This is a genomic window from Bacillus sp. A015, from assembly GCF_053851875.1.
In genome coordinates this window covers 1-11,678 of sequence record NZ_JBSPZB010000033.1, presented here as the reverse complement: position 1 = coordinate 11,678, position 11,678 = coordinate 1, and the positions used below count along the sequence as shown (strand labels likewise).

Genomic DNA, 11,678 nt, shown 5'->3' with positions numbered 1-11,678 from the left:
GGAACATGAGAAAAACACCTTCCTTTAGTCGGCTTTTCTCTATTATAAAATGAGGAGATGTAAATTTTAAGGGAAAAATAAAGCTGTCGAGATTTTCTCGACAGCCTGAAAAAGAGCGGATCACCGCTCTTTCTTTTTTTCAGACAGGAAGGAAAAACTTTCCCCCACTATACATATTTTCTATTGGATGTGCAAAAGGTGATGATCTCGTTTTCATTTTACAAAATCATGTTTTGTAAACACGTCAATTTTATCTGAAAAAGAACGGAGCGCTTGATAATCAACTTCCACACCCATTCCTGGTGAACGAGGCACCTCAATAAACCCATTTTCAACTTTGATTTCAGGAAAAATGATATCCTGCTCCCAGTATTTTGACGAAGCTGAAATATCACCTGGGATTGTAAATTGCGGAAGCGAAGCAAGTGCCACGTTCTGCGCACGGGAAATGCCTGTTTCAATCATCCCCCCGCACCATAACGGAATTTGATGCTCCTTACAAAACGCATGAATTTTAAGTGCTTCTGTCAGCCCACCAACTCGTGAAGGCTTCACATTAATAATCTGACAGCTGCCTAGTTCTACAGCTTTTCGGGCATCGTCTAAAGAACAAATGCTTTCATCCAAACAAATAGGTGTTTTTAAATGCTTTTGCAAATGACGATGATCCACAATATCATCTGCAGCTAAAGGCTGTTCAATCATTAATAATCGAATGTCATCAAGCTGCTTCAGTTTACTAATATCCTTTAATTCATAGGCAGAGTTTGCATCCGCCATTAATGGAAGATCAGGGAAAGACTCTCTTATCTTTTGAAGGAGTCCAATATCTTGTCCCGGCTTAATCTTCACCTTCACACGCTGGTAGCCTTGGTCAACATATTGCTGAATTTGCTGAAGCATTTCATCAATGGGTCCTAAACCCGCCACAACACCAGATGGAATTCTCTCTTTCTTGCCGCCTAATACGTCGCGTAAGGACTTATTCTCACGCTTCGCATAAATATCCCAAACAGCCGCTTCAATTCCCGCTTTGGCCATTCTATTGCCTTTAAAGTGGTACAGGCTGTCTGGAATTTCTGAAGGGTGTGTAAAAGAACGCGTCAGCACGTTTGGGATAAAGAAAGCCCTTAGCATGTGATAACAGGTTTCGATTGTTTCTTCTGTATACCACGGGGAAGAGAAGGCAGACACCTCTCCCCACCCAGTCAATCCTGTTTGATCTTTTACCTCGACAATAATAAACTCACGCTCTGAGATTGTTCCTAAACTTGTTGTAAATGGCTGCTTGAGCTTCATCGTGACATGATATAATATCACTCGTTCAATTTGAATCATCTAAAAAAACCCCTTTGATCCTGAGTCTGTGCCTCTGCAATTTATTCGACGCATTTCTTGGCAGCTCGTCCACAAAGTGAAAAGCAGCTGGCCATTTATACTTGGCTAAATGCGACTGACATAAAGCATAGAGCTCATTCTCAGGTATCTTATGGTCTGTCACAAGAAAGGCAGCAGGTACCTCTCCCCATCTATCATCATATATACCCGTCACTCCGGCTTCTTTTACATACGGATGTGTTAAGAGAACCGCTTCAATTTCCGCAGGATAAATATTCTCTCCACCAGAAATAATTAAATCTGAACGTCGGTCGAGCACAAATAAAAACCCTTCCTCATCCACATAGCCAATATCCCCTGTTTTCAGCCAGCCTTGATCAAAAGCAGCAGCGGTTTCTTCTTCACGGTGAAGGTAACCTTTCATTACATTTGCACCTTTGACCATAATTTCACCATGCTCAAAAGGTCGACAAGTGCGTTCTCCACTTTGAATCTTCAGTTCACATCCAAATAGAGGTTTTCCCGCAGATCCAAGCTTTTCTACACTAAATTCAGGCGCAAGTGTCACAATTTGTGAGCAGGTTTCCGTCATACCGTACGATTGAAACACAGGAAAGCCCTTCTCTTTGCTCTCTTGAAGCATTGCATACGGCGCAGGTCCTCCGCCTAATAAAAGACAGCGTAAAGAAGACGGACATTCTTCTAGCCTGCTTAATAAACGGGATAACATCGTTTGAACAACTGATATCATCGTCACACGATGCTGTTCAATTGAATCCTTTATTTCATCAACATCAAATTTTTGATGAAGCACGACAGCCATGCCATATATAACAGATTTAAATAGAGCTGATAAGCCGCTTATATGAAAAAGGGGCAGCGCAATGAGCCAACGGTCGTCCTCTCTGATGCCTACATTCAGTGCAGAGGAAACAGCACTATGAAAATGATTGCCAAACGTTTGCTCCACCCCTTTTGGTCGCCCTGTCGTTCCAGATGTATACATGATGGTTGCTGTTTCATTCAAATCAAAGTCTTTCTCGATTTTCTTTTCATGATCTTGATCAGCTTCAGGTAAAGTCTCCATTGTATAAACAGGTAAATCACCATCATGATCCTTCGCATAAACAGGTTCTGTTAATAAAGCCTTGGCTTTTGCATCTACAAGCTGATAGAGCCTCTCAGCTTTTGTTAACTTATTGTTCAATAGCACGATTTTTAATCCTAATAAAAAACAAGCATGAACAAGCATCACCATTTGAGGATGATTGTTCATCAAAAGCGCAACCGTCTCCCCTTTTTTCAGTGATGTACGTGCAAGTCTATTTGAAAGCTCATCTACTTCAAAGGCTAATTCACGAAATGTCCACTCTTTGCCTTGATAAATGAGCGCAACTCGGTCTGGCGTTAAATAGGCACGGTGCAGCAGCCAATTGGGTTGCTTCATCATGACACCTCCTTTTCGTAAAAGAAAACAGCTTAGTCTGATGCACTAAGCTGTTTTCATCCATATCATTGAATCAAGGGAAACGCGGGAACTGACCGAAGTCCGGCTTCCGTTTTTCCTTAAAGGAATCGCGTCCTTCTTTTGCTTCATCTGTTGTGTAATAAAGAAGTGTCGCATCCCCTGCAAATTGCTGAATCCCAGCTAATCCATCCGTATCTGCATTAAATGCAGCCTTCAAGAATCGTAAAGCAGTCGGGCTCTTTTCCAGCATTTCCTCACACCACTTCACTGTTTCTTCTTCAAGCTGCTCTAATGGTACAACTGTGTTGACAAGCCCCATATCAAGTGCTTCTTGTGCATTGTATTGACGGCATAAGTACCAGATTTCTCTCGCTTTCTTATGACCAACAATACGTGCAAGATAGCCTGAGCCATAACCAGCATCAAAGCTGCCTACTTTTGGTCCTGTTTGTCCAAAAATAGCATTGTCTGCTGCAATTGTCAGATCACAAACGACATGAAGAACATGTCCCCCGCCAATCGCATAACCTGCAACCATCGCGATCACTGGTTTTGGAATGACACGAATCAAACGCTGTAAGTCTAATACGTTTAGACGTGGAATTTGATCGTCTCCTACATAACCGCCATGGCCGCGTACTTTTTGGTCTCCACCAGAACAGAAAGCTTTACCTCCAGCACCTGCAAGTACGATCACGCCAACATCAGAATTATCACGAGCGCGTGAAAATGCATCAATTAATTCACTTACGGTCTTTGGTGTAAACGCGTTATGTACATGTGGACGGTTAATGGTGATCTTTGCAATCCCATGATACGTTTCATATAAAATTTCGTCATACTGACGCTCAGTTTGCCATTCAATAGCCATCAATATTTCCTCCTCTAATCTTGCGCTAAAATAAACTCACTTACTATTTTACCAAAAAAATGTGGCTGTTCCACATGAACTGTATGCCCAGCATGCTCTGCCAATATGAATTGACTGCCTTCAAGCTCCTGCTGCATACGTTTGGCGATATGACAGAACTTTTCATCAAGCGTTCCGCAAATGAACAAAACAGGCAGTTTGATATGCCTTAGTGCCTGCCACATCGATGGCTGTGAACCAGTCCCTATGCCTTCTAAGCTGCGAGCTAGCCCAAGAGGATTGGCTTTTAATCTATCCTCTCTCAGTTGAGCCAGTCTACCTGCGGGTAAAGATTTCTGCGAAGCAAACAGCGGAATGTTCTCCCAAAAATCCACAAACTGAGTTAAGCCTCCATGTCTAATCTTTTGAGCCAGCTGATGATCATGCTTTAGCCTTGTCATCCGCTCCTTGAAAGAATGAAGTCCTGGAGAAGTACTCTCAAGAATCAGTTTGTTTACACGTTCTGGATAACGGGAGGCAAATGATAAAGCAATACGCCCTCCCATAGAATATCCGAGAATATTCACTTTGTGAAGCTTTAATTGATTTAAAATCTCTGCAAGATCTGCCAGCTGCTGTGACATCGCATATCTTCTCACGCTTTCTGGCGAGTCCGTGCGGCCATGACCAAGCAAGCTGACCTGAATCAATCTTGTATTCTTCGTATAGGCATTCAAGAACTGCCAAGAAGCTGCACTCCCTGTGAAACCGTGTAAGCATAACGTGGCATTCTCAGCCGATGGGTTTTGATCCACCACCTCATACGCCACACCATCACGCATTCGTATTATGAGAGAAGGCATTCTTTTTTCACTTCCCCCAATATCTCATCCATCATTTGACGATGCTTGCCTACACGAGAATGCCTGTCTGTTTCAATCTCGATTAAATGAAGGCGAGGTTCATGTATATGCGCCATGTACACATCGTGTAATTCTTGCTTCGTTGTTGGCTTCGAATAGGTTCCCCCATACAGCTTCGATGCATACTCAAAATTCAGCCCAGTCGGCGTACCAAAGAGTTTCTCATAATACGGTTCATCAGATGCTTGCGGAAGGAAAGAAAAAATTCCTCCACCATCATTATTTAACAAAACAACCGTCAGTGGGATCTGCATCAGCTTAGCTGCAAGAAGCCCATTCATATCATGGTAAAAAGACAAGTCTCCAATGACCAAGGTGATCGGTTGTTTCAAAGCCGCATACGTTCCAAGTGCTGTGGACACAACGCCGTCAATGCCATTTGCCCCGCGATTCGCCATCATACGAAAAGGTGTCGACTGAGTTTCAAAAAATGTATCCACATCACGAATCGGCATACTATTTCCGATAAAAAGGACACTCTCCTTTGGTAAGAGGTGCTGAAGCTGACGATACACATTTCCCTCGAATGCCAGATCCTCATCAGAATATTGGGCTGCATGCGTTCTAAAAGAAGAATTGACACGCTGCCAGCAGTTTAAGTAATTTGTATCCTCTCGTTGATCCGCTCTATTTAAGACTTCACCTACAAAAGTAGCCACATGACTTTCAATCACGTATGATGCACTTAATCCAGGATCACGAAAACCTCCGCCAGCATCTACCACAATCTGCTTCACTTCTGCATGCTTTTCCAACCACTTGAATAAAGGCTTAGACACAGGCATCGGTCCAAAACGAATCACCATATCAGGCAATAGATGCTGCTGTAATGCTTCATCTTTCAATAAAGAATCATACGCATCGATAATCAACTCTTCATATTCATGCCCATTTCGCAAATGAGAAAGCGGGTCAGCTAAAATGGGAAAATGAAAGGCTTTCGAAAGACGTAACACTGCCTCTTGCTCTTCTTTCGTATGAAGTTCACCAGCAACAATTAGCCCTCTTGTAGATTGGTTCAGAATTGACACTAATTCAGACATGACATGATCATTTGGGAAAGCGTGACCTGTTGCTAATACTTTTTTCGTGTCTTTTGCTTCTCTATGAAAAGGATCAATGGACAGATCAGGAACCAATGGTTCTCTCAGTGGCACATTGACCTGAACAGGTCCCTTTGGCTCCTGCATTGAGATGTGACTTGCTCTAGCGGCAGCAGTCTGTACATACCGCAGCATCGTTTGACTTTCTTCAGGCAATGCTAAGTCTGTGAACCATTTAACAAACTTACCGAATAAGAATTGCTGATCAATCGCTTGAGGAGCCCCAACTTCCCTCAATTCGTGCGGCCGATCAGCAGTTAAAACAATGAGTGGTACCCGGGAATAATGAGCCTCTACAATGGCTGGGTAAAAGTTAGCAGCTGCCGTACCTGATGTACAAATGAGCAGCACTGGTTTTTGACTCGCTTTCGCAAGACCCAGCGCATAAAAAGCAGCAGACCGTTCATCCACTAACACATGGACATGGATGTCTTGATGAGCAAGAGCCAGCATCGCAAGCGGGGTTGAACGGGAACCAGGACAGACAACCGCCTCTTTCACACCACCTTGTACAAATTCATCCATCAATCTGCCAATATATGTTGTCATGATATGATTATTCAATCGGACGACCTCCAAGAGCAGACAGCATTGGTCTTAATTTCACTTGCGTTTCCTCGTACTCCTGCTTTGCAAGGGAATTCTCGACAATTCCGCAGCCAGCGAACAAACGAACATGTTCTTCCTCAATAAGACCTGACCGAATCGCTACAGCAAATTCTCCATTGTCCTGAGAATCGATCCAGCCAACCGGTGCGGCATACCAACCACGTTTCAGCGGTTCAATTTCACGGATTACCCCAACCGCCTTTTCCTTCGGATATCCTCCTAATGCTGGTGTTGGATGGAGCTGCTCTATTAATGAAAAGAGGGAACAGCTGCTTTTGATTTCTCCTACAATCGGTGTAAATAAATGCTGAATGTTTTTTGTTTTATAAAGACTTGGTTGATGAGGTTTATGCACATGATGGCAGTTTGCCTCAAATGCTTGCTCAATCATATTGACGACAATTTGATGTTCAATCAAATTCTTCTCATCGTGAAGCAGTTCCTCACCTAATGCTTGATCTTCGATTTCATCTTTCCCGCGTACAATGGAACCTGCTAAGCATGATGAAAAGACTTCATCACCGCTTTTTTTGACTAAACGTTCCGGTGTGGCCCCGACAAACGCTTGTCTTCCCTGTTCTATAGCAAATACATAACTCGTCGTTTGGTGCTTTAATAATTCTGCTAATAGTGGAGCAAGTTCAATTTGATTTTTATAGTGAAGCAAGACTTCTCTTGCTAAAACAACCTTTTCATATTCGTTCGCACGAATGTGTTCTGTCGCTTCATGGATCGCCTTCATCCATTCCTTAACATCCAGCTCTTCCATATGAACTAGCTCAGCTTGTCCATCAGTTCGTACCGGCAATGTCTCGAAACGAGAAGCTTTCTGTTCTAACTCTTGAATGAGCTGATGAACATTCCCGTCCACCTGCTTCCATTCATTGATCGTAAGAAACGTGCCTTCTTTTGAGACAGTCAGCATCATAGATGGCACAAAAAAATGAGCCTCGCCAAATGCTTCCCAGTGACGCGCCTTCTCTTCATACGGATCAAATGAAAATCCCCCAAATAAAAGCGGACCAACAGCCGCTTGCTTTAACTCCTTCTCATCATGAAAATGGAACATGTGCTGTTTTAGCTGTTCCCATTCATGATGAACTGTCTCGAATCGTTCCTTGCCTTGCTCAGATGATTTAATGACGGCCGCTCTGCCAAGTCCAGAAAATATCATTTGGCTTTCTGGATCAGACCAAAAAAACCGCTCGCCTAAAAAATCCGCTTCACCGCTTTGGAAAAAGGCAAGAGGATCCAGATCGTCAACTCTTCTGGAGTAGCTTATCAAAACAGCATGGTTGACGTTATTCGCTTCTTCTAATGTCGCAAGCGCTTCCTGCCGGAAAGTACTTTGCACTGTTGTCACCATGATACATTCCTCCAAAATCCATGAAATAACATAAAAAAATAAAACCATCATGTGAAAAATACATGAACATTCGAGTATGTCGAATGACCTGTTTTTCTATTATAAACCTTAACAGATGAACTTAGTAAAGAAAACAGCTTTTAAAACCTCGAATCCTTATTATATCACGCTTTCAAGATTTTTTCGCTCCCGCTTATCGAAACGAGAGCATCTAAAGAAAAATGGCAAGACTTGTCCCAAAATTAAGCTTTCTCTCGATATGGCAACGATTAGCAAACATCTTTTTCAGGTTTCATCGCATCAATATATTGACACCTTTTTGAACTTTGCTAAACTGGAATTTGGACGTGTACGTATTTTTTTATTTAAAGGAGTATATTTTATGCAGCATCAATCGATAACAGATCAGCTTTCACCGATTAAGCCTGATAAGAACTGGCGGATTTGGTGGAATTTATTACGACCGCATACATTAACAGCGGCATTTATTCCCGTTACTTTAGGAACTGTTCTAGCACTTCCAAGTGGTCAAATACATGTTGGGCTATTTTTAGCTATGCTATTTGCATCTATGTTTATCCAAATCGCAACGAACATGTTTAATGAGTATTTTGACTATGTTCGCGGGTTGGACAATGAGAAATCTGTCGGCATCGGCGGCGCCATTGTTAGAAATGGTGTGAAGCCAAAAACAGTTCTCAGCCTCGCTTATGCATTATTCGCGCTCTCTTTATTCCTTGGGATTTATATTTGCATGATGTCTAGCTGGTGGATTGCACTTATAGGACTTATTTGTATGGCAGCAGGCTATTTCTATACCGGTGGACCTGTACCAATTGCTTATACACCATTTGGAGAACTTGTGTCAGGTGCTTTTATGGGATTAGGAATCATCCTTATTAGTTTCTATATCCAAACAGGAACACTGACGTCAAAAGCTGTTCTCGTGTCATTGCCGATTTCTATTTTAGTTGGAGCCATCTTACTGTCGAACAATATCCGGGATTTAGACGGCGATAAGGAAAATGGACGTAAAACACTTGCTATCCTTGCTGGACGAAAAACTGCAGTAAACATTCTACTTTCCATGTTTTTGGTATCATATGTACTCATTTTTGTTTATATCCTCACAGATATCATTGGCCTTTGGAGCCTTCTTGTTTTACTCAGTGTGCCGAAAGCATATACAGCCATTAAAGAGTTTAAGCAAAAAGAAAAGCCAATTGAATTAATGAATGCCATGAAGTCTACAGCTCAAACCAATACATTTTTCGGTTTCCTGTTAACGATCGCATTGATATTACAATATTATATTGCGTAATATACAACGCCTGCAGCCGCAGGCGTTTTTTTATCAGGAATTGCTTCAAATTGGAACAAGTCTTACATGCAAAACTGCTCATACTAACAATATGTTTGATATGAAAGGATGATCGCATTGTTGTCTAAAGACGAATTACATCATTTGAAGCAGCGACTTCTCGATGAAAAACAAGAAATTGAAGCCAATAGCCATGACGATGAACAAAAAGTATCATTTCCTTATGATGCAGTCGGAGAACTGTCTGCCTATGACAACCATCCTGGTGACCAAGGAACAGAACTGTTCGAGCGCGGAAAAGATATCGCCTTAAACAGTTTGGCACATGAACATTTGTCAGACATCAATGAAGCACTCCAAGCAATCGCAGACGGCTCTTATGGTGTGTGTAAGGTATGTAAAGCCCCTATTCCTAAAGAACGCTTAGAGGCCTTGCCTACCGCCGTCACATGCACAGAGCATTCAAAAGAGCAGACCGTTTCACAAAATCGTCCCATTGAAGAGGATTTGTTAAATCCACCATCAGGACAATTTGAAAATGAAGAAAGTGCTGCCTACGATGGAGAAGATGCATATCAAGACGTAGAACGCTACGGCAACTCTGATACCCCGTCCGATATGGAATTTCCTCCCGAAACATACGATGATGTGTATACACAATCAGAAGATGAAGATTATGTTGAAGACTATGAAGGATTCGCAGCTGCTGATATCGAAGGCAAAGCAAGCAAGGTGTATCCGAATAAAGCACACGAAGCCTATGAAGATGCATTAGATGAAGAAGGCGTCATGACGGTGTTTGGTGACTTGAAGCCGTACGAAGAAGAACCTTATACAGAAAAAAATCAATAGCCCCCTCATACTGGGGGCTTTATGTTTATATCATGTAATAATTAGGAAATCACTTTAAGAGTGAATTTGATTGGAGGAGATTCTTGATGGCTAGAAAAAGTATCATTTGGGCGATTATCGTCTTCTTTATTACATACGCACTATTTTCTATTGCAGGGTTCTTGTTCCCTATTGACAGAGAATGGTATGATGCATTAAACAAACCGGAATGGACACCTAGTGGGGGTGTGATTGGAGCTGTGTGGGCTGTCTTATTTGCTCTCATCTCGTTGTCCGCAGCGATTATTTATGGGAAGTATGGATTTCAAAAAATCACTTTACCGTTTTGGATTCTTTTTCTTTTAAATTATGTCTTCAATCAAGCCTTTAGCTTTTTTCAATTTACACAAAAAGATTTGTTTGCCGCTACCATCGACTGCCTGCTTGTTGCACTGACAGCACTTGCACTTGTCATCGTCTCACGTAAGCTCAGCAAAGTCGTTTCAATTTTACTGATCCCTTATGTCTTATGGGGGTTCTTTGCGACATACTTGTCTTATACGATCTATTCCATGAATATGTAAAAAAAGACCGCGATGGCGGTCTTTCGTTTTGATGAAAAGAAAAAAGAGATCTATGGAAGATCTCTTTTCAAAATGACCCGTACGGGATTCGAACCCGTGTTACCGCCGTGAAAGGGCGGTGTCTTAACCGCTTGACCAACGGGCCAGATAAATGGCGGAGAAGGAGGGATTTGAACCCTCGCGCCGCTTGCGCGACCTACACCCTTAGCAGGGGCGCCTCTTCAGCCACTTGAGTACTTCTCCATTTGGCTCCGCAGGTAGGATTCGAACCTACGACCGATCGGTTAACAGCCGATAGCTCTACCACTGAGCTACTGCGGAAGATCATGGTGGGCCTGAGTGGACTCGAACCACCGACCTCACGCTTATCAGGCGTGCGCTCTAACCAGCTGAGCTACAGGCCCATGAACGATATACAAATGGAGCGGGTGATGGGAATCGAACCCACGACATCAGCTTGGAAGGCTGAGGTTTTACCACTAAACTACACCCGCAAAAATATGTATGGGGCGATTGATGGGAATCGAACCCACGAGTGCCAGAGCCACAATCTGGTGCGTTAACCACTTCGCCACAACCGCCATACTGTCAATATTTATTTAAAAGTGGCTCGGGACGGAATCGAACCGCCGACACACGGATTTTCAGTCCGTTGCTCTACCAACTGAGCTACCGAGCCATGTATTTATTTAAAAATGGCGGTCCGGACGGGACTCGAACCCGCGACCTCCTGCGTGACAGGCAGGCATTCTAACCAACTGAACTACCGGACCAATATAGAGATAAGAAAAAATTTGGTTGCGGGGGCAGGATTTGAACCTGCGACCTTCGGGTTATGAGCCCGACGAGCTACCGAACTGCTCCACCCCGCGATGATATGGTTTTTTTAAAAATATGGCGGAGGAAGAGGGATTCGAACCCCCGCGGGCTTTGACACCCCTGTCGGTTTTCAAGACCGATCCCTTCAGCCGGACTTGGGTATTCCTCCGTATAGATGGTGGACCTTGTAGGACTCGAACCTACGACCGGACGGTTATGAGCCGTCTGCTCTAACCAACTGAGCTAAAGGTCCTTTATAGCGGCGGAGGGGATCGAACCCCCGACCTCACGGGTATGAACCGTACGCTCTAGCCAGCTGAGCTACACCGCCATGATAAAAGTATTCCTTTAGAAAGTGGAGCCTAGCGGGATCGAACCGCTGACCTCCTGCGTGCAAGGCAGGCGCTCTCCCAGCTGAGCTAAGGCCCCATAAAAGATGGTCGGGAAGACAGGATTCGAACCTGCG

At 43.3% G+C, this 11,678-nt stretch carries 9 protein-coding genes and 13 tRNA genes; 3 read left to right on the top strand and 19 right to left on the bottom strand.

All coding sequences use genetic code 11. The features are described from left to right. Positions 1 to 213: 213 nt before the first annotated feature. From menC to ACSLGF_RS18205, 6 genes are all read right to left on the bottom strand, one after another. Positions 214 to 1,338 (bottom strand): o-succinylbenzoate synthase, encoded by a 1,125-nt coding sequence (menC, locus tag ACSLGF_RS18230; RefSeq protein WP_099728589.1) that lies wholly within the window; start codon positions 1,336 to 1,338, stop codon positions 214 to 216. Beyond that, the gene (locus ACSLGF_RS18225) at positions 1,325 to 2,788 is read right to left on the bottom strand and encodes an o-succinylbenzoate--CoA ligase (RefSeq protein ID WP_456007687.1); all 1,464 of its coding nucleotides are present in this window, start codon (positions 2,786 to 2,788) and stop codon (positions 1,325 to 1,327) included. Before ACSLGF_RS18225 ends, menC begins: the two co-directional genes overlap by 14 nt. A 70-nt stretch (positions 2,789 to 2,858) precedes the next feature. Beyond that, on the bottom strand, positions 2,859 to 3,677 hold the full coding sequence (menB, locus tag ACSLGF_RS18220; protein ID WP_099681582.1) for a 1,4-dihydroxy-2-naphthoyl-CoA synthase: 819 nt from the start codon (positions 3,675 to 3,677) through the stop codon (positions 2,859 to 2,861). A 14-nt stretch (positions 3,678 to 3,691) separates the two neighbouring features. After that, complete coding sequence (menH, locus tag ACSLGF_RS18215) at positions 3,692 to 4,519, bottom strand: 2-succinyl-6-hydroxy-2,4-cyclohexadiene-1-carboxylate synthase (protein WP_456007685.1); 828 nt, start codon at positions 4,517 to 4,519, stop codon at positions 3,692 to 3,694. After that, positions 4,504 to 6,246 carry a 2-succinyl-5-enolpyruvyl-6-hydroxy-3-cyclohexene-1-carboxylic-acid synthase gene (gene menD, locus ACSLGF_RS18210; RefSeq protein ID WP_456007683.1) on the bottom strand — a complete coding sequence of 581 codons (1,743 nt, stop codon included), beginning with the start codon at positions 6,244 to 6,246 and terminating at the stop codon, positions 4,504 to 4,506. The genes menH and menD overlap by 16 nt, the downstream gene beginning before the upstream one ends. After that, the gene (locus ACSLGF_RS18205; protein ID WP_456007681.1) at positions 6,239 to 7,657 is read right to left on the bottom strand and encodes an isochorismate synthase; all 1,419 of its coding nucleotides are present in this window, start codon (positions 7,655 to 7,657) and stop codon (positions 6,239 to 6,241) included. Before ACSLGF_RS18205 ends, menD begins: the two co-directional genes overlap by 8 nt. Before the next feature lie 382 nt (positions 7,658 to 8,039). Here ACSLGF_RS18205 and ACSLGF_RS18200 point away from each other — a divergent pair, with 382 nt between their 5' ends. The 3 genes from ACSLGF_RS18200 to ACSLGF_RS18190 all read left to right on the top strand — a co-directional run bounded on the left by ACSLGF_RS18200 (position 8,040) and on the right by ACSLGF_RS18190 (position 10,393). Continuing rightward, positions 8,040 to 8,978 (top strand): 1,4-dihydroxy-2-naphthoate polyprenyltransferase, encoded by a 939-nt coding sequence (locus ACSLGF_RS18200; RefSeq protein ID WP_456007679.1) that lies wholly within the window; start codon positions 8,040 to 8,042, stop codon positions 8,976 to 8,978. Positions 8,979 to 9,095: 117 nt separating this feature from the next. Further along, positions 9,096 to 9,830, top strand: a complete 735-nt coding sequence (locus ACSLGF_RS18195) for a TraR/DksA C4-type zinc finger protein (RefSeq protein WP_456007677.1) — start codon at positions 9,096 to 9,098, stop codon at positions 9,828 to 9,830. An 86-nt stretch (positions 9,831 to 9,916) separates the two neighbouring features. Further along, the gene (locus tag ACSLGF_RS18190) at positions 9,917 to 10,393 is read left to right on the top strand and encodes a TspO/MBR family protein (protein WP_099728582.1); all 477 of its coding nucleotides are present in this window, start codon (positions 9,917 to 9,919) and stop codon (positions 10,391 to 10,393) included. A 73-nt stretch (positions 10,394 to 10,466) separates the two neighbouring features. Here ACSLGF_RS18190 and ACSLGF_RS18185 read toward each other — a convergent pair. The 13 genes from ACSLGF_RS18185 to ACSLGF_RS18125 form a co-directional block, all read right to left on the bottom strand. Then, positions 10,467 to 10,538 (bottom strand) — tRNA-Glu (locus tag ACSLGF_RS18185). Between the two features lie 7 nt (positions 10,539 to 10,545). Continuing rightward, positions 10,546 to 10,636 (bottom strand) — tRNA-Ser (locus ACSLGF_RS18180). 3 nt (positions 10,637 to 10,639) lie between these two features. After that, positions 10,640 to 10,714, bottom strand: a tRNA-Asn gene (locus tag ACSLGF_RS18175). A gap of 6 nt (positions 10,715 to 10,720) precedes the next feature. Next, positions 10,721 to 10,797 (bottom strand) — tRNA-Ile (locus ACSLGF_RS18170). 16 nt (positions 10,798 to 10,813) lie between these two features. Next, positions 10,814 to 10,887: transfer RNA gene (locus tag ACSLGF_RS18165), tRNA-Gly, on the bottom strand. A gap of 11 nt (positions 10,888 to 10,898) precedes the next feature. Continuing rightward, positions 10,899 to 10,974 (bottom strand) — tRNA-His (locus ACSLGF_RS18160). Between the two features lie 25 nt (positions 10,975 to 10,999). Beyond that, a tRNA-Phe gene (locus tag ACSLGF_RS18155) sits at positions 11,000 to 11,072 on the bottom strand. A gap of 17 nt (positions 11,073 to 11,089) precedes the next feature. After that, positions 11,090 to 11,166: transfer RNA gene (locus ACSLGF_RS18150), tRNA-Asp, on the bottom strand. 22 nt (positions 11,167 to 11,188) lie between these two features. Further along, positions 11,189 to 11,265 (bottom strand) — tRNA-Met (locus ACSLGF_RS18145). A gap of 23 nt (positions 11,266 to 11,288) precedes the next feature. Continuing rightward, positions 11,289 to 11,381: transfer RNA gene (locus tag ACSLGF_RS18140), tRNA-Ser, on the bottom strand. A 7-nt stretch (positions 11,382 to 11,388) separates the two neighbouring features. Further along, positions 11,389 to 11,465 (bottom strand) — tRNA-Ile (locus tag ACSLGF_RS18135). Positions 11,466 to 11,469: 4 nt separating this feature from the next. Continuing rightward, a tRNA-Met gene (locus ACSLGF_RS18130) sits at positions 11,470 to 11,543 on the bottom strand. A gap of 25 nt (positions 11,544 to 11,568) precedes the next feature. Beyond that, positions 11,569 to 11,641 (bottom strand) — tRNA-Ala (locus ACSLGF_RS18125). Between the last annotated feature and the right edge of the window lie 37 nt (positions 11,642 to 11,678).

What these genes read in the sequence shown, in the direction of transcription:
- menC (WP_099728589.1), bottom strand. Translation starts at nt 1,338, where the DNA reads ATGATTCAAATTGAACGAGTGATATTATATCATGTCACGATGAAGCTC.
- ACSLGF_RS18225 (WP_456007687.1), bottom strand. Translation starts at nt 2,788, where the DNA reads ATGATGAAGCAACCCAATTGGCTGCTGCACCGTGCCTATTTAACGCCA.
- menB (WP_099681582.1), bottom strand. Translation starts at nt 3,677, where the DNA reads ATGGCTATTGAATGGCAAACTGAGCGTCAGTATGACGAAATTTTATAT.
- menH (WP_456007685.1), bottom strand. Translation starts at nt 4,519, where the DNA reads ATGCCTTCTCTCATAATACGAATGCGTGATGGTGTGGCGTATGAGGTG.
- ACSLGF_RS18205 (WP_456007681.1), bottom strand. Translation starts at nt 7,657, where the DNA reads ATGGTGACAACAGTGCAAAGTACTTTCCGGCAGGAAGCGCTTGCGACA.
- ACSLGF_RS18200 (WP_456007679.1), top strand. Translation starts at nt 8,040, where the DNA reads ATGCAGCATCAATCGATAACAGATCAGCTTTCACCGATTAAGCCTGAT.
- ACSLGF_RS18190 (WP_099728582.1), top strand. Translation starts at nt 9,917, where the DNA reads ATGGCTAGAAAAAGTATCATTTGGGCGATTATCGTCTTCTTTATTACA.